A 16,776-nucleotide genomic window follows, 5' to 3' on the forward strand; every position below is an offset into this window, starting at 1 on the left:
ACTAGACGGCCGGATCCGTGCCTGCGGCGTCGGACGCGGGCGTGGCATCAGGTTTCGGCGCAGCCGCCAGCGCGTTCATCAGCGCGGGGTTCTTGAGCACGTTGCCGATCAGTTCCTCGGCGCCTGTCTTGCCATCCATGTAGGTCAGCAAGTTGGCCAGCTGAGTGCGCGCGGTCAGCAGCTCATTCAATGCGCCGACCTTCCTGGCGACCGTGGCCGGCGAGAAGTCGTCGATGCTCTCGAATGTGATGTCCACGTTCAGATTGCCTTCGCCGGTCAAGGTGTTGGCCACCTGGAACGCGGCGCGCGGCTGGATCGAGCGCATGCGTTCATCGAAGTTGTCGATATCGATGTCCAGGAACTTGCGCTCGCCCACGTCCGGTTGCGGCGTTTCGGACTTGCCGGCCAGGTCGGCCAGCACGCCCATCACGAACGGCAGCTGGATCTTGCGCTCCGCGCCGTAGATCTCCACGTCGTACTCGATCTGCACGCGCGGCGCGCGGTTCCTGGCAATGAACTTCTGGCCGCTTCCTTTCAGGCTGGTTGCCATGGTGTTGTCTCCTCTTGTTGGTATCCGGGGCTGCCCCGCCTACGAATCCGGCCGGCTTGTCGCGTCCCGCGGCAGCCATGCCTCGAATTGCTCCAGGCCTTGGGGAGCCAGGTTCCTGATGATGTCGTGAAAGTTCAAGGGGATGAGTTGCTGCGCGCGGCGGATGAGATAGGGCGCGGGGTGCCCGGGCTCGTTGGCCTCGAAGTACGCGCAGACCTTGCCCAGCATGGCCATGGCCTCGTCGCGCGACTGGATCCGGGCGTCCTGCCAGCGCGTGCCGGCGGCCGGCGCAGCAGGGCCGGCCGATGTCTGCGCCAGGGGTGTGGCGGCATCCTGGGGAACGGCGTCGGGCGTCTCGGGCACCGCATCCGGCTTGTCGCGTGCCGCATCCAGCACGATGTCCAGGGTCCGCAGGATGGCGGTGTAATCCGGCGTCCAGCCGCCTCCCAGCTTGTCTGTCACCAGTTTCTGCATGCGCCGCAGGGCGTCCGCGGCGGACGCCAACGCCAGCACGTCGGCCTCGCGTTGCGTCCATGCTTCGCGCAGGCGCGCGACCACGCGGGGACGCCCGCCGGGATAGCAGTCGGCATCCTGGCGGCTGCCATCCAGCAGCGCCTCGGTATCGCGCAAAGACAGTTGGCCGTGCACGCCATTGACCAGGCTCGCCGAGCGCACGCTGCGCGCACAGCCCAGCATGTCGCCAAAAGCCGCCAGGGCGTTCATGCGCGGCATCGGGTCGTCTTCGCCCACGCTGTCCAGGCGCGGATGCACGGGCTCCCAATAGCGTTCCAGGGTGTCGACGGCCAGTGCAAGCCCGTCCGCGTAGCCGGGCAGACCGCGGATCTCGGTCCAGGCGCAGGTCAGCAGGCCGATCACGCGAAGGTCCCGAGTGCGTTCAAGCAGCGCGCGGGCCAGGCGTTCGACCTCGCGCCAGTCAGGCGGCTGCGCGGCGATGATGGTCGAGCCGAACTGCTGTTCGTCCCGGCCGGCCGCGGCTTGCTGCAACTGCAGGAAGTCAGCGTCGTATTCGAGGTCTTCCCCGCAGGGCAGACGTGAATCGAGTGTATTGAGGATATCGGCGAAGTCCATAGTCATTGCTTAAATGCCTGGGGATGCTGCCTGGATACAACCACTACGCTCCGCGCTGCTTCACGGAAGGGTGAATTCTAGGCACGTCTTTCTGCATGCAACGAACAACTAACAACTTCAGATTTTTCTTACAAGCAGCTAACAACCACCTAAACAATTGAACACTTATGCCCCAGCTACGCTGATGTTTTGACATATTCCTTACGCGAGAAGCACACGGACGCAAGCGTTGTTACTGAACCGTAAAAAACACAAAAGCATGTGATAGCGCTTCTCGGCCGCTTTCCGCGATGCCTACAATCGGCGCTCACGCTGGCGACAGACCGGCGCGCATGCAGAATCAGAGACAGACGTCCCCGGCGCCGGCGCGGCCCCCACGGCTACGCCCGCCCTTTGCAAGCGGCCCCATTGCGTGGCCGGCCATCCCTTTGCAGTCCGTGCGGCACGCGTGCTTTGCGCGTCCGCGAACATCCAGAACAGCAAGCGCAGCATCAGGTGAATTCTCATAAGGAGACGATGAGATGGACCGCAACGTGCCCAGCGAACGTGTCGTCAAGGCGCATACGCCCTTGCCGCCGGACCAATTGAAATTCCGGAGCGTGCACGGCGCCGAGAGCCTTTCGCAGCTATTCGAACTGGAGGTCGAGCTGGTCTCGGAATCCTATTCGCTCGACATGAAGTCGCTGCTTGGCAAACCGCTGACGCTTGAAATCGAAACCGCCTCGCCCACGCCACGCTATCTCAGCGGACACATCACGCGCTGCATGCTGATCGGCCGCGAGAACAACACGTCGCGCTACACCATCTACCGCGCCACCGTGCGCCCCTGGCTCTGGTACCTGACGCAGACCTCGGACAACAAGATCTTCCAGAACAAAAGCGTGCCCGACGTCATCCGCGAGGTGCTCAAGGACTACAGCTACCCGGTGGAGTTCAAGCTCACGGACACCTACCGCAGCTGGGAATACTGCGTGCAGTACCAAGAGACCGACTACGCCTTCATCTGTCGGCTGATGGAGCACGAGGGCATCTATTTTTGGTTCAAGCACGACAACGGCAAGCACACGCTCGTCCTTACGGACGACATCACGCAGCACGAGCCGGTTGCCGACTACGAGCAGATCCCCTATTACGGGCCGGACCGCGTCACCGTCCCGCGCGAAGACTACATCCACAAGTGGGAAGTCGCCGAACAGATCACGCCCGGCGCGTTCGCCACCACCGACTACCACCCGCTCACGCCCGCCGCCAGCCTGGAGGCGCGGCGCAACAATCCCGGCGCCTATGACCACGGCGACCTGGAGATGTACGAATGGCAGGGCGGCTATACCAACCCCGACGACGCCGAGCATTACACGCGCGTCCGCTTGCAGGACCTGCAATGCAGGCAGGAACAAAGCGCGGGCGCCTCCAATGCGCGCGGGCTCTCCCCCGGGCATCTCTTCACGCTACGCAACCATCCACGGCAAGCCGAGAACCGCGAGTATCTCGTCGTCAGCACCTACTACCGGATCCGGGAATCGGGCTACGCCAGCGGCCAGATCGATCCCGGCGACTTCGATCTTGAGTTCGTGGTGGTGCCCTCCAGCACGCAGTTCCGCGCCCCTCGCGTCACGCCGATTCCGCGTACGCACGGCCCTCAGACCGCAACCGTCGTGGGCAAGCAGGGCGAAGAGATCTGGACGGACAAGATGGGCCGGGTGAAGGTGCAGTTCCACTGGGACCGCTACGGCAAAAAGGACGAAAACAGCTCATGCTGGGTCCGGGTGTCCAGCCCGTGGGCCGGCGGCGGCTTCGGCGGCATCCAGTTGCCGCGCGTGCGCGACGAGGTGATCGTGGATTTCATCGGCGGCCAGCCCGACCGCCCCATCGTGATCGGCCGCGTCTTCAATGCGAACAATCTGCCGCCCTGGGACCTGCCCGACAACGCCACGCAAAGCGGCTTCCTCAGCCGCTCCAAGAGCGGCACGCCCGCCACCGCGAATGCGCTGATGTTCGACGACAAGAGCGGCAGCGAACGCATCTGGCTGCATGCCGAGCGCGAGCTCTGCACCGAGGTCGAAGCCAACGAGATCCACACGACGGACCTGAACCGCAACACCACGATCGGCGAAAACGACACCACCAAGATCGGTGGTTTCCGCGACATCAAAATCACCGGCACCGACAACCTCGAGGTCGGCAAGCGCCGCGACGTCTTCGTCAAGGGGCATGAGGAATACACCGTCAAGGCATCGCGCACCGTCAACGTGAAGGACGGCCTGATGGAAGAGAAGTTCGACAACGGCCTGAAGACGACCGTCGCCGCCAAGGGCGAAGAACGCGAGGTCAAAGGGTTGTTCAAGGAAACCCTGAAAACGGGCCAGCAGGTGTATGTCGACGAAGGCGATTCGCTGCATCACGTCAAGGCGGGCACGCTGACCGAAAAGGCGAAGGGCAAGGTCGAACTGCGCTCTACCGATGCGGACATGGATGTGAAGGCCAAGACCGCGATGCTCGTGCAGTCGGAAACCGCCACGATGGACCTCAAGTCCAAGGGCAAGATGCACATGGAATCCGAAGGCTCCACGGTGATGATCAAGGCCGACGGCCACATCACCCTGAAGACGCCGGCGGACGTGGTGATGGACGCCGCCAACGTGAAAGACCTTTCCAAAGAGAGCTGGCTGCAGGCTACCCCGTTCTCCATTGGCCTGGCGGTGGCCAAGGCGGAGTTCGGCATGCACCGCGTCGCGTTATTCCGCACGACGGTCATGCTGAACACCTCTTTCACCAACTACGCCCTGGTCAGCAACATCGGCCAGTTGTACTCCTTCCGCACCACGTATGCCGGCTATTCATTCGATGCCGTGGAGGCGAAGAAGGTCGGGCTCGGCGCGTCGATGGTCGGCCTCTGGAGCATCATCTGAACCCGCCATGTCCGACTTCCTGACTGCCTGGCCGGACTGGGCGAAGTGGGTATGGCTGGGCTTGCTGCTGTCGGCCGCGCAGGCGGGCGTCATGCTGTGGCGTGGCCGCAATCGCCGCGCGGCTGAACGCAAAGGCGCGCAGCGTCTGCAAGCCGTGCGCGCCAGCGGCGTGGCCAGTACGGCGCGGATCACCGCCGCGCGCGACACGCGCAGCCGCATCGGCGACACCTTGTATTTCGTCATCGAGCTGGACCTGGCCGTGGCCGCCACCGCCGCCACCCCGGCCCTGACCCGCACGCTCAGCGTCCCCGTGTCGCCGCTGCATCTGGCCGACTACGGCGCGGGCAAGACCGTGCGGGTGCGCGTGGATGCCGCCACGCATGAAGTTGCCATGGATCAGCCCACCGGATAAGCCATGAAGACGATCAAGCCTTTCCGCCTGGGCATGCTTACCCGGCCCTACCGCTGGCAGCGCCGCGACCTGCTTGGCGTGTCGGTGTTCGCGCTGGTCGATATCGCGCAGACGCCGGCCACCCTGCTGCCTGACCAGGATCTCTGGAAGCTGGCCGCCGCCGAGGGCATCGGCGCGTTGGACTTGGCCACGCCAAAGCAGTATCCGGAAGTGCTGGTCTCGGGCCACGCCTATCCCCATGATTCCAAAAGCCCGGGCGCTTGCGGCGTGCGGCTGAAGGTCGGCGAAATAGACAAATCGCTGCTGGTATTCGGCGACCGCTATTGGGTCGATGGCAAGGCCACCGCGCCGCAGCCGTTCGAGCGCATGCGGCTGGACTGGAGCCGCGCCTACGGCGGCCCGGAGATCGCCGACAATCCGCTGGGCATCGGTGCGCAAGACGAAGACATCAACGGCGTGCGCGTGCGGCGGCTGCCAAACATCGAACACCCGCTGCAGCGGATCAACGCCCCTGGGCAACGGGCGGCGCCGGCGGGCTTGGCCGCGTTGCCCGTGGAATGGCCGCAACGCGCAGGGCACATGGGCCGCGACTACGGACAGGAATGGTTGGAGCACGACTTTCCCGGATTCGCGCGCGATATGGACTGGCGCTTCTTCAACGCGGCGCCGCCCGACCAATGGGGGCCCGCCAACACCGAGCTTGTCGGGGGCACGGACTATGCCCTGTGGAACATGCACCCCGAACAGCCAGTGCTGCGCGGCCGGCTGCCTGCTTGGCGCGCGCGCTGCTTCTTCAGCCGGCACGCTGACGGCAGCGCACTCGAGGAAGTGGCCCTGCGGCTGACCACCAGTTGGTTTTTTCCCGATCACACGAAGATGGTGCTGATCTGGCATGGCGCGGTGCACGTGCGCGATGACGACGCGGCCGACATCCGCCACATCATGCCGGCGCTGGAACACGCGGATCAGCCGAAAGGCATCGCCGATTATGAAGCCGTCGTGCAGCAACGCTTGAGCCCGGAGCTGGGTCCCGCCTACGCCTTGCTGGACGCGCAACTCGTCCCCGAAGACCTTTGCGGCGGATCGTTGGAAAGCGATGCGCAAGCCTTGGCCGTGCGCCCTTTCAACAAGAACATCCACGCAGGCCTGGCACGCCGCCACGCGCGCGAACGCGAGTCGCTATTGGCCCAGGGCCTGGACCCGGACCTGTACATGGCCCCGTTGGACCCGCCTCCCACCGCGCCCAGACTCGCCGATCTGCCGCAAACGATTCTGCGCATGCAGCAGGAGCTGGAAGAGGCCAAGCGCCTGTCCAGCGGGCCTGCGGCGCGCGCATTGGCCGATCCCAACCTTCCGGAGATGGCCGAGGTGGCGGGCGTGGACATGGACGCGCTGCGTCGGCAAGACGCCGAGGGAAAGCTGTCTTCGGGTTTTGACCCCCGCAAAATCAAACGGCACATTGCCGAATTTGATTCCAGCCCGCATGCACAGGCGGGGCGCACCGCGGCAAACGCCGAAGCAACCCTCCCGCCGCTGGCCGACACGCTTGGGCCGCAAGTGCACCAGGCCTATCAACAATCGGCCCACCATTTCGCCCCGCCCCCACCCATGCCGCCGTTGCGCGCGCAGCGCACACGCCGCAAGCTGGACGCGCGCCTAAAGGACAGCCGCAATTGCACGGACATGAACCTTACCGGCGCGGACTTGTCGGGCATGGATCTGCGCGGCGTCAATTTTCAGCGGGCGATTTTTGCGGGCGCGACACTCGTCGATGCGCGGCTGGACGGCAGCGACCTCACCGACGCCGTGCTGACTGGCGCCGACCTGACCCGCGCAGACCTGTCGGGCGCGAACCTGACGCGCACCAACCTGGGCCGCACGCAATGCGTGCGGACGAACTTTGCAAATAGCCAGATCAAGGACAGCACCTGGGACCACGCACACGGTGAAGAATGCAGCTTTCTTGACAGCACATGGCAGTTGGGCCGCCTGCATCAGGCACGACTGATACGCTGCGACTTCAGCCGCGCAAGCTTCAACCAATGGGCGGCCATGAGCGCCGTATTCGAAGACTGCGGCTTTCGCGATGCACGGCTGGAACAATGCGTGTTCATGCAGGGCGAGCTCGTCAATGCGGATTTTGCTGCTGCGGCGCTGGTGCGCGTGAGCTTCATGGATGTGGCCTTTTCCGGCCGCTTCAGCCTGGAAGACGCCACGCTGGACGGCTGCGCCTTCGCGGGCCGAGTCGACCTGGCAGGCGCCCGGCTGCGCGGCATGCAGTTCAAGCACGGCAGTGCCCGTGGCGCCACGTTGACGGGCGCCGACATGCGCGGCGTCACCCTGAACGCGTGCGATTTTTCCGAATGCCGCCTGCAAGACGCCGACCTGAGCGGCCTGACCGCCCCCGACACACACTTTGTGCGTGCCGATTTCACCGGTGCCCGTCTACGCAACGCCAATCTGATCAACAGCTTGCTGGGCAAGGCCGTCTTGCTGCGCGCCGACCTGACTGGCGCGAATTTCTTCCGCGCCGATGTCGCGCAAGCGCAGATGGACGACAGCACGGGGCTGGACCACACCTACACGCAAGGCGCAAAGCGCTGGCCCGACCGACAGCCGGAGCTTCCCGCATGAACATCGACAAGCTGATGGACAGCGTGCGCCACGGGGAGCCGATACAACACCTCAGCTTGGCGGGCGCCGATCTCCGCGGGCGGGATCTGGCCGGCGCATGCTTCGATCACGTGGACTTCAGCGGTGCGCGGATGGGCGGCTGCCAATTGCAGGATAGCCAGTTCATCAGTTGTGACATGACAGGCTGGGAGGCCAGCGATGCCAATCTGGACACCGCGCGCCTGCTCCGCTGCCGGGCGCCAGGCGCGACGTTCAGCAACGGCCGCTTCCATGGCACCCACTTCACCGAATGCGATCTGGCGGGCGCCAGGCTGGACCAGGCCCTGCTCCATGAATCGTCCTTTACCGGCACATCATTGGCGGGCGCGTCATTGCAGGCCGCTCGCGTGGAACGCTCGGTGTTCTCGCTCGGCGACATGGCAAATGCAACGTTGTCGCAAGCGCAACTCAGCTACACCCTGTTCCATCAGCTGGACCTGCGCAGCGTCACGCTGACAGGCGTCAACGCGATCAGCACCATGTTCACGGAATGCAATCTGTCGGAGCAATGCTTCGCCGGCCAGGCCTATCCGCTGTGCCATTTCACGGATTGCCAACTCGCCGCGGCAGACTTCCGGCATAGCGATTTGCGCCAGTCGGGCTTCAAAGGTTCGTCGCTGCAAGGCGCAAGGTTTACCGGCGTCTCCGCGCCTCAGGCGCTATTCCCGCTGGCTGACCTGACTGGGGCAGACCTGCAAGGCGGCCATTTCGACGGCGCCATCTGGGCCGGGGCGACTCTGGATGGCGCGGCTTTCCAAGGCGCCAGCCTGGCTCTGTGCATCTTCCAGCGTGCGTGTTGCGCCGATACGGACTTTCGCGGCGCCCATCTTGTCGACGCCGATTTCTCACTGGCCGACCTGAGCCGCGCCGACCTGCGCGACGCCACGTTCCTGCGCACGCGCATGCACCGCGCGCTGACGCGCGGCGCGCGTTGGACGCAGCGCCACGGCATCATCGAAAACGACGCGCCTCTGCTGGAAGCCGAACTGTGGTCGGCAGCGCGCACAACCCTTTGAACCCGGTGCAGCGCCACTGCACCGCCCTCGCATCAGGAGTCGAAACATGCAAGTGCTCTGCCAGTTACCCAGTGTCGGCCTTGGATTCCCCGACGTCTGCAAGACCCCGGTGCCGCCGGTGCCGCATATCGACGTATCGACGTCATCAATGGGCATCCCCGTGGTCTGGAACGTGTGGCTGTGCTGCGCGCCGATGCACAACATGGTCACGCCCATTCCCATCACCCTGGGCGATACCGCCGGCGTGGGCGGGGGGGTGATCTCTCAGACCTTCATGGGTCAGGCGCGGTACGTGACCGGGGCATTCACGGTGCTGGTGCGTGCCGCCCCGCTCGTCCGCGTGACCAGCCTGACCGTGCAGAACACCATTAATACCCCGGGGTTCAAGGCGGCCACCCCGCAGAAAACGATGTTCGCGCTGGCGGCGTGACCCTATGGCAGCGGGCTACAGTTCGCCGTAGGAATGCAGGCCGGACAGGAACATGTTCACGCCCAGGAAGGCAAAGCCCGTGATCAGCAGGCCCATCAAGGCCCAGTAAGCCGCCATGGTGCCGCGCAGGCCCTTGATCAGGCGCATGTGCAACCAGGCCGCGTAATTCAGCCAGACGATCAGTGCCCAGGTCTCCTTGGGGTCCCATTGCCAGTACGCGCCCCAGGCGTCGGCCGCCCACAACGCGCCCAGGATGGTCGCGACCGTGAAGAAGGCAAAGCCGACCGCGATGGCGCGATACATGATGTCGTCAAGCACCTCCAGCGACGGCAGCGCGGCGGCGATGCGGCGGCGGCCCAGCAGGATGGCGCCCACGATCACGGCGCCGATGCCGAAGTACAGCATCCACGTGGCCGAGAGACCGTCGGTGCGGAACACCATCGGCTCGGCGCACAGCAGCACGCCCAGGACGAACAGCGGCGCCAGCTTGGCCCACGACGTTGTTTGCCCGTGTTGTTTGATCAGATAGGCGAAGCCCACCATCGCCGCCAGCGAGAACGTGCCGTAGCCAATGAAGTTGGCCGGCACGTGCAGCTTCATCCACCAGCTTTTCAAGGCCGGCACCAGCGGCTGGATCTGCCCCGCGTCGCGCGTGAACGAATACCACAGCAAAAAGACCACCGCCGACGTCACCACCAGCAGCACGAAACCGCCCAGTGCGCGGGTCGCGTACTTGCGTTCGTAATACAGGTAGAACAGCGCCGTGATCAGCGAGAACAGCACGAACACTTCGTACAGGTTGCTGACCGGGATGTGGCCCAGGTCCGGCCCCATCAGATGGCCTTCGCGCCAGCGCACCAGTAAGCCCGTGACGCCGGCGAAGACAGCACCCCATGTCAACGCCGTGCCCAGCCACGCGGCCGTGGGACTGACCACGCCGATCCAGTAGCAGACCATTGCCAACGCGAACAGCGCGCACATCCACAGGATGGCGGACTGGGACGAGAACAGGTACTTCAGGAAGAACACCTGCTCGGCCCGGGCCAGGTCGTTGCCGTACAGCACCAGGGCCAGCCCGGCCGCGATGGCACAGGCGATCATCAGGTGGCGCAGCGGCCGCCACAGCCAGCCCAACCATGCCAGCGCCGGCACGGTACCGCACAGGATGATCTTCTCGTAGTAGTCCATCGCATTGCCGTGGCGGGTCAGCGCGAACGCGGCCCCCACCGACAGCAGCAGGAAGAAGACGACGTCGGTCCAGTCCGGCTTGCCGCGCCGGGCGCGGCTATCGCCGGTTTCCGACAGGCTGTCTTGCCAGAGCGTGTCCGCCGACGCGTTCAGCGCGTCCGGCGAGGAAGGATGGGTAGTGGTCGTAGTCGACATAAATGAACCTTAAGACCTCTTCTGGCGCAGCAGCGCCTGCTTGAAGCGTTCGAACTCCTGATTGAAGTCGAGTGTACGCCTCTGGGACGTCATGGCCGCCATGACGCTGCTTCCGCCGTCATTCGGCTTGACCCAGATCCAGATGCGGCGATCCCGAATATAGAACATCGAGAACACCCCCAGGACCAGCAACAGGCTGCCCAGATAGACGGTATTCTTGCCCGGCGTGCGGCTGACCTGGAACACGCTGGCCTGCACGTGGTTGAAGTCCGCCAACGACAGGAAGACCGGCGCCGGATACACGGTCAGGTCCGACATCGCGGCCACGGCCAGGCGCGACCACACGGCCGCGCGCTCGCCTTCGGGGCCTTCGGACGCCACCGCGGGCAGGCCCGCACGCTCGCGCTCGATGGCGCGCAATTCGTTCATGCTGGCGCCGATCAGGCGGATCACCACGTCGGCCGCGCGCTCCAGGTCGGCGGCGGGCGTATTGGCCTGCAGGAAGGCCGCAACCGCTTGCAGCCCCCCCGACGAGAAGGTCTCCAACGCGCGTTCGGCGGCCGTCTGCAAGGGCTGCCGGTCAGCGCCCGACGGACTGTTGCGCTCGGCGAAGCGGCGAGCCGCCTCCTGGCGCGCCGCCGGGTCCGCCAACGTCGCGCGCAAACGCATGAATTCGGCGATGGAACTGTCATCGTCGGCCGGGATGCGCAGGTACCGGAACGGCTCGGACGCGTTGTTGCGCACGCCAGCCAGAAACACGCTGGCGCCGTCCAGTTCCATGGGCAGCATGTAATTCTGGAATTCGTGGGCCTGCCCCGCATCGTCGATCAGCTTGTACTCGACGCTGGGGCCCACGTTGCGCAGGTTCTCGTTCTTCTTGCCCGCCGCGCTGCCGGACACCGACGCCACGTGCTCGGCGAAGCTCCGGTCGGCGCCCTTGGGATCGCCGCGCGTCAGGTCCTCCACATTGATCGGGCGCATGGCCGTGATCTCGACGCCCATGCTGCGCGCCCCCGTGGAAGTGTGAGCGGTTACTTCGGCGGTCTTCCCCACCGTACCGTCAACCGTGAATGTCTTGCTCTCGGAACCTACCAGCGGGTAGCCTTTCAGCACCACCGTGCTGCCGCCGTCATCGAAACTGGACTGGTAGACGGTCATGCCCTTGAAGCGCAGCGGTTCATTGACTTCAATGGTGGAGTCGAACGTCTTGCCGGTGTCGGGGTCGGTGACTTCCACTTCGCTGAGAAAGCGGCTGGGCATGCCGGTGGAGTAGTAATCGACAACGAACTTCTTGAGCTTCAGCGTGAAGGGCATCGGCTGCACCAGGGCGCCGTCGCCCACCATCACCACCGCGGTGCTGGCCTGGCCGCCCTCGGGCACCAACACGCTGGCGCGAAAGCTTGGGTTGTCCACCGACAGACGGCCGCTTTCCGGCACTTCTGAAATCAGCATGTTCTCGACGATGGGCTTCTTTCCGCCCAGCATGACCTGCAGCCGCACGGGCAGCTCGCTGTCCAGCAGGCCGCCGATGCAGATGATGACCATCGCCGCATGTGCGAACACGTAGCCCAGCCGGTTGGCGCTGCCTTTCTTGGCCGCCAGCATCACGCCGTCGTTGTCCGTCCGTTGGCGCACGGCATAGCCCATGCGTTCCAGCATGGATTTCAGGCCGGCCGCCGTCTGGGGCACGTCAGTGGGCGCGTCGGTTTCGACCCGGTGCGGAAAACCCCGCAGGCTGCTGGCCCGTACGTGCTCGCGGAACGAGCGCGCGTCGCGCAGCATTTTGGGTGCGTTGCGGATCAGGCAGACCGAGGTCGACACGACCAGGAACCCCATGATCAGCAGGAACCACCAGCTGTTGTAGACGTGCCAGATCGAGAACTTGTCGAACACTTCGAACCAGAACGGGCCGAACTGGTCGATGTAGTTATTCGACGAGCGGTTCTGCTGCAACACGGTCCCGACCAGGCTCGCCACGCAGATGAACATCAACAGGCTGACGGCGAAACGCATCGAACCGAGCAGTTCGAAGAAATCGCGAGGCAGGCTGCGCAAGGAGGGGCGGGTATGGGTTCGTGTTGAATTCATGAAAAAAGGGGGGCCGCGCAATCGGCTACCCCCCTCATAGACAGCGCACGGCGGAAACAGTTTCCGTCATGCCCAAGTTGCATGAACGCGGACCAGCCGCGCGCGTTGCAGGCGTCAAGCCTACCGCAGGCCGGCCGCGTAGTCCGACACCGCCTTGATATCGGCGTCCGACATGCGGTCCGCAATGGCGAACATGATGTCGTTCTTGCGGTCGCCGCTGCGGAACAGCTTGAGCTGCTCTTCGATGTACATGGGGAACTGTCCCGACAAGCGGGGGTATTGGCCGGGCAAGCCCGCGCCATTGGCAGAGTGACACGCCGCGCACGCCGGAACATTGCGTTCGGGCAAACCGCCGCGCCAGATCTTTTGGCCCAGATCAACCAACTTCTCTTGGCCAGCCGTGGCGGGCTCTTTCAGCGGTTGCTGCGCCAGATACAGCGCGATGTTCTGCATGTCGGCCGGCGTCAGGTTCTGCGCCATCGCCGTCATCGGGGTCGGATTGCCACCCGCGCCGTTGCGCACAGGCAGCTTGGCCCCTTGCTTGACCTGGAAGTCGGCCAATTGCTTGGCCAGATATTCGTGGGGTTGCGCGGCCAGGTTGGGGTTCACCGGGATGGTGCTGTTGCCCGCCGCGCCATGACAGGACGCACAGGCAATAATGCCCCTTGAGGCATCCCCTTGGTCAAACAGCTGCCCGCCCTTGGCGGCATCTGGCTTGGCCGGGCCCGCAGCGCCGTCAGCGGCGAAACTGGGTGAAGTTAAGGCGGAGGCGCCGAGCAACAGCCCGCTCGCAACCAACATCCGGGACAGCACACGCTTCATGAAGACCTCGACGATCACATCGATCAAGGCGCAAAAAGGCGCCCACGCCTGCCCCGCTCACCTTGGAAAACCGTCTCGAACCTGATTTGCCCCATTCTGCCTTCCAGGCTGCTGTCAGCAACCCAAAGAGTAAGCAAAAAAGACGGCTCCGCGCACGGGGACCACTGTTGCAAACGCCGGATTATACAATAGGGCTCGAAACCAACCGTATCCAAAGCCCATCCGTGTCCCTCCTACATCGCGCCTCCTTCCTTACCTCCGCAGCTCGCCTCGACCAGTTGCCGGCCGCCGGCGCTCCCGAGGTCTGCTTTGTCGGCCGCTCGAACGCCGGCAAATCCACGGCCATCAACGTGCTGTGCAACCAGCGCCGCCTTGCCTTCTCGAGCAAGACGCCGGGCCGCACGCGCTTGATCAATATGTTCGGCTTGCCCGACCCGCTGGATCCGGAAGGCCACATCGGTTTTCTCGTCGACCTGCCCGGCTACGGGTACGCGTCGGTCGCCCGCAACGAAAAAGAAAAATGGGCCGACATCCTCGGCGGCTACCTGCGCGACCGCGAATCGCTGGCCGGCATCGTGCTGCTGATCGACATCCGCCGCGGCGTCACCGAACTGGACCGCCGCCTGGCCAACTTCATCGCCCCCACCGGACGCCCTGTGCTGGCGCTGCTGACCAAGGCCGACAAGCTGCCTTACGGCCAGCGCATGCGCACCGTCTTCTCGGTCCGCAAGGACCTGGCGGACATCGGCGCCCTGCACACCATTCCTTTCTCGGCGCCCGAGCGCATCGGTCTGGAAGAAGCCGGCGCCCATATTGAAAATTGGATTTCTCCCAAGGTCGTACCATGAACCCGCAGATCATCACCCCCGAGTTTCCGGTTTCCCGCCCGCGCCGCCTGCGTCGCGACGACTTCACCCGCCGCCTGGTGCGCGAAAACGCGCTGACGGTCAATGACCTGATCTACCCCGTCTTCGTGGCCGAAGGCGCGGGCTTGCAGCAGGCCGTGCCCTCGCTGCCCGGCGTGGTCCGCTATTCGCTGGACACCCTGCTGCCCGTGGCCGAAGAGTGCGTGAACCTGGGCATTCCGGTGCTGGCGCTGTTCCCCGTCATCGACGCGTCGCTGAAGACGCCCGACGGCATCGAGGCGACCAATCCGCGCGGCCTGATTCCGCGCGTGGTCGGTGAACTGAAGAAGCGTTTTCCGGAACTCGGCATCCTGTGCGACGTGGCGCTGGATCCCTACACCAGCCACGGCCAGGACGGCGTCATCGACGACAACGGCTACGTAATCAACGAGTTGACCGTCGAGATCCTGGTCAAGCAGGCGCTGACGCAAGCCACCGCCGGCGTCGACATGGTCGCGCCCAGCGACATGATGGACGGCCGTATCGGCGCCGTGCGCCGCGCACTGGAGGCCAACGGCCATATCCACACGCAGATCATGGCGTATTCCGCCAAGTACGCCAGTGCGTTCTACGGCCCGTTCCGCGACGCCGTGGGCTCGGCCACCAATCTGGGCAAGTCGAACAAAATGGCCTACCAGATGGACCCGGGCAACCTGGACGAAGCGCTGCGCGAAGTGGCCGCCGACCTGCAAGAAGGCGCCGACATGGTGATGGTGAAGCCGGGCATGCCTTACCTGGACGTGCTGCGCCGCGTGAAGGACACGTTCCGCGTGCCCACCTTCGCCTATCAGGTCAGCGGCGAATACGCGATGATCAAGGCCGCCGCCGCCAATGGCTGGCTGGACCACGACAAGGTCATGATGGAAGCGCTGCTGGCGTTCAAGCGCGCCGGCGCCGACGGCATCCTGACGTACTTCGCGATCGAAGCGGCCAAGCTGCTCAAAGCCCAACGCTGATCGCGCAACGCCTTGCGGGCCGGGCGTATCCGGCCCGCAAGGCGCCCTCTTCTTTGCCTTGTATCCCTTTTGCCTTATGCTCGCCCGTTGCGCGGCACGGCAGGCGCCACGCGGCGCAATCCCAACCACGTTCCACCCAGCACGCAGGCCAGTCCCACGACATGCGTCAGGGTCACGTGCTCGTCCAGGAACAGGGACGCGAACAACAGCCCGAAAATCGGCAGCCAGTTGACGAACAACGCGGCGCGGCTGATGCCCAGGCGCGCGATGCCGGCATTCCAGATGATGTTGCTGACGCCCGAAGCGATCACCGCCGAGAACATCAGCACCAGCCAAGGCCACCACGTCATCTGCCACGTGCCGGTCTGATACGACGAGGGCGTCATCGCCGCATGCGCCACCAGCATCAGCCCCCCCGCCAGGTACATGTACCAAAGCATGCCCAGTGGATCCATGGTGCGCGACATGCGCTGGATGACCAGACCGCCGAACACGAACACCAGCACGGCCACGAACACGACCGCGTCGCCCCAGCCCGTCAGGCCGAATTGCGCGCCGCTGCCCGCGACCACCATGCCCACGCCCAGCAGCCCCAGCATGGCGCCGGAGATGCGCACCAGCGTCAGTTTTTCACGGTAGAAGAGGGCGGCCAGCAAGGCCGACAGCAAGGGGCTCGTGGCCATGATCAGCGTGCCGTTGGCCGCCGATGAAAAACGCAGCCCGGACACCAGCGCCACCTGGTGCGCGTACACCACCAGGAAGCCCGCCAGCGCCACCCAGCCCAGCTCCACGCGGCCCAGCTTGGGAATGCGGCCGCGACGGGCCTTGATGATGAGGGTGACGGTGATGAACGCGACGACGATCCGCACGGCGGCCAGCGCCTGGATGTCCATGTGCTGCGTCAGGTACTTGATGGAGACGATGTTCAGGCCCCATGTGGCCATGACGAACATCAATTGAACATAGATAAGACCGTTCCGGTCTTGGCTTGCATCAACTGTCGTGGACGTCACGGGCGCCGGCCTGAAGGGAGTGGGGTGCGCCGCCCACGCGGCGCAGCAGCCATGGTATACGCCCGGGCGTCAGCGCACCAGCACCTTGTCCAACGATTCCGTGAAGCGCTTGGCGTCCTGGAAACCCACCACGCGGGCGTCCGGCAATTCCTTGCCGCCCGGCTCGAAAAACATGATCCCCGGCGGGCCGAACAAGCGGAAGCGCTTGAGCAGCGCGCGGTCGTCGGCATTGTTCGCCGTCACGTCCGCCTGCACCAGCAGCATGCCCGACATGCGTTGCGCCACGCCCGGATCGGTGAAGGTGAAGCGTTCCATCTCGCGGCACGACACGCACCAGTCGGCGTAGAAATCCAGCATGACCGGCTGGCGGCTTTGCGCCAGCAGCGCGTCCAGCTCGGCGTTGTTGCGCACGCGGGTAAAATGGACTTCACCGCTGGCGGCCGCGGCGCCCGCCGGCGTGCCGGCGCGCGCCGCCAGATGCGACAACGGTTGCAGCACATCACGTCCGCCGCTGGCCGCGCCGACCAGCG

The 16,776-nt window shown here is 64.9% G+C and carries 14 protein-coding genes; 7 read left to right on the forward strand and 7 right to left on the reverse strand.

Annotation, left to right across the window (positions count from 1 at the left end; all coding sequences use genetic code 11):
* Position 1: 1 nt before the first annotated feature.
* Together tssB and tssA are read right to left on the reverse strand one after the other, a co-directional pair.
* A complete protein-coding gene (tssB, locus tag HG262_RS26340) occupies positions 2 to 550 on the reverse strand; it encodes a type VI secretion system contractile sheath small subunit (protein ID WP_169273817.1) in 549 nt (182 codons plus the stop codon).
* Positions 551 to 589: 39 nt separating this feature from the next.
* Positions 590 to 1,645 carry a type VI secretion system protein TssA gene (gene tssA, locus HG262_RS26345; RefSeq protein WP_248293506.1) on the reverse strand — a complete coding sequence of 352 codons (1,056 nt, stop codon included), beginning with the start codon at positions 1,643 to 1,645 and terminating at the stop codon, positions 590 to 592.
* 515 nt (positions 1,646 to 2,160) lie between these two features.
* Between tssA and tssI the strand changes: the two genes are divergently transcribed.
* From tssI to HG262_RS26370, 5 genes are read left to right on the forward strand one after another with little or no spacing between them, the layout of a single operon-like run.
* Positions 2,161 to 4,548 (forward strand): type VI secretion system tip protein TssI/VgrG, encoded by a 2,388-nt coding sequence (gene tssI, locus HG262_RS26350; RefSeq protein WP_169273818.1) that lies wholly within the window; start codon positions 2,161 to 2,163, stop codon positions 4,546 to 4,548.
* A gap of 7 nt (positions 4,549 to 4,555) precedes the next feature.
* Entirely contained in the window at positions 4,556 to 4,960 is a 405-nt protein-coding gene (locus HG262_RS26355) for a hypothetical protein (protein WP_169273819.1), read from the forward strand.
* A 3-nt stretch (positions 4,961 to 4,963) separates the two neighbouring features.
* A complete protein-coding gene (locus HG262_RS26360) occupies positions 4,964 to 7,594 on the forward strand; it encodes a DUF2169 domain-containing protein (protein ID WP_169273820.1) in 2,631 nt (876 codons plus the stop codon).
* Positions 7,591 to 8,649 carry a pentapeptide repeat-containing protein gene (locus tag HG262_RS26365; protein ID WP_169273821.1) on the forward strand — a complete coding sequence of 353 codons (1,059 nt, stop codon included), beginning with the start codon at positions 7,591 to 7,593 and terminating at the stop codon, positions 8,647 to 8,649. Before HG262_RS26360 ends, HG262_RS26365 begins: the two co-directional genes overlap by 4 nt.
* A 46-nt stretch (positions 8,650 to 8,695) precedes the next feature.
* Positions 8,696 to 9,079: a DUF4150 domain-containing protein gene (locus HG262_RS26370; protein WP_169273822.1), complete on the forward strand. Its 384-nt coding sequence runs from the start codon at positions 8,696 to 8,698 to the stop codon at positions 9,077 to 9,079.
* Between the two features lie 15 nt (positions 9,080 to 9,094).
* Here HG262_RS26370 and ccsB read toward each other — a convergent pair whose 3' ends face one another.
* The 3 genes from ccsB to HG262_RS26385 form a co-directional block, all read right to left on the reverse strand.
* Positions 9,095 to 10,462 (reverse strand): c-type cytochrome biogenesis protein CcsB, encoded by a 1,368-nt coding sequence (gene ccsB, locus HG262_RS26375; protein WP_248293507.1) that lies wholly within the window; start codon positions 10,460 to 10,462, stop codon positions 9,095 to 9,097.
* 9 nt (positions 10,463 to 10,471) lie between these two features.
* Complete coding sequence (locus HG262_RS26380; RefSeq protein WP_211187783.1) at positions 10,472 to 12,550, reverse strand: cytochrome c biogenesis protein ResB; 2,079 nt, start codon at positions 12,548 to 12,550, stop codon at positions 10,472 to 10,474.
* Between the two features lie 120 nt (positions 12,551 to 12,670).
* Positions 12,671 to 13,372 (reverse strand): c-type cytochrome, encoded by a 702-nt coding sequence (locus HG262_RS26385; RefSeq protein WP_105555968.1) that lies wholly within the window; start codon positions 13,370 to 13,372, stop codon positions 12,671 to 12,673.
* A gap of 224 nt (positions 13,373 to 13,596) precedes the next feature.
* On the opposite strand from HG262_RS26385, the gene yihA reads away from it, so the two are divergent.
* A complete protein-coding gene (gene yihA / locus HG262_RS26390; RefSeq protein WP_006227427.1) occupies positions 13,597 to 14,220 on the forward strand; it encodes a ribosome biogenesis GTP-binding protein YihA/YsxC in 624 nt (207 codons plus the stop codon).
* Entirely contained in the window at positions 14,217 to 15,233 is a 1,017-nt protein-coding gene (gene hemB / locus HG262_RS26395) for a porphobilinogen synthase (RefSeq protein ID WP_169273824.1), read from the forward strand. Before yihA ends, hemB begins: the two co-directional genes overlap by 4 nt.
* A gap of 74 nt (positions 15,234 to 15,307) precedes the next feature.
* Here hemB and HG262_RS26400 read toward each other — a convergent pair whose 3' ends face one another.
* The gene (locus HG262_RS26400; RefSeq protein WP_169273825.1) at positions 15,308 to 16,186 is read right to left on the reverse strand and encodes a DMT family transporter; all 879 of its coding nucleotides are present in this window, start codon (positions 16,184 to 16,186) and stop codon (positions 15,308 to 15,310) included.
* Positions 16,187 to 16,315: 129 nt separating this feature from the next.
* Positions 16,316 to 16,776 (reverse strand): thioredoxin family protein (locus HG262_RS26405; protein WP_169273826.1); only part of this gene is annotated, 461 nt, incomplete at its 5' end.

The organism is Achromobacter sp. Bel, from assembly GCF_012928505.1.
Taxonomy (GTDB): Bacteria; Pseudomonadota; Gammaproteobacteria; order Burkholderiales; family Burkholderiaceae_B; genus Achromobacter.

Coding starts and splice junctions, on each gene's coding strand:
- tssB (WP_169273817.1), bottom strand. CDS start 550: ATGGCAACCAGCCTGAAAGGAAGCGGCCAGAAGTTCATTGCCAGGAAC.
- tssA (WP_248293506.1), bottom strand. CDS start 1,645: ATGACTATGGACTTCGCCGATATCCTCAATACACTCGATTCACGTCTG.
- tssI (WP_169273818.1), top strand. CDS start 2,161: ATGGACCGCAACGTGCCCAGCGAACGTGTCGTCAAGGCGCATACGCCC.
- HG262_RS26355 (WP_169273819.1), top strand. CDS start 4,556: ATGTCCGACTTCCTGACTGCCTGGCCGGACTGGGCGAAGTGGGTATGG.
- HG262_RS26360 (WP_169273820.1), top strand. CDS start 4,964: ATGAAGACGATCAAGCCTTTCCGCCTGGGCATGCTTACCCGGCCCTAC.
- HG262_RS26365 (WP_169273821.1), top strand. CDS start 7,591: ATGAACATCGACAAGCTGATGGACAGCGTGCGCCACGGGGAGCCGATA.
- HG262_RS26370 (WP_169273822.1), top strand. CDS start 8,696: ATGCAAGTGCTCTGCCAGTTACCCAGTGTCGGCCTTGGATTCCCCGAC.
- ccsB (WP_248293507.1), bottom strand. CDS start 10,462: ATGTCGACTACGACCACTACCCATCCTTCCTCGCCGGACGCGCTGAAC.
- HG262_RS26380 (WP_211187783.1), bottom strand. CDS start 12,550: ATGAATTCAACACGAACCCATACCCGCCCCTCCTTGCGCAGCCTGCCT.
- HG262_RS26385 (WP_105555968.1), bottom strand. CDS start 13,372: ATGAAGCGTGTGCTGTCCCGGATGTTGGTTGCGAGCGGGCTGTTGCTC.
- hemB (WP_169273824.1), top strand. CDS start 14,217: ATGAACCCGCAGATCATCACCCCCGAGTTTCCGGTTTCCCGCCCGCGC.
- HG262_RS26400 (WP_169273825.1), bottom strand. CDS start 16,186: ATGTTCGTCATGGCCACATGGGGCCTGAACATCGTCTCCATCAAGTAC.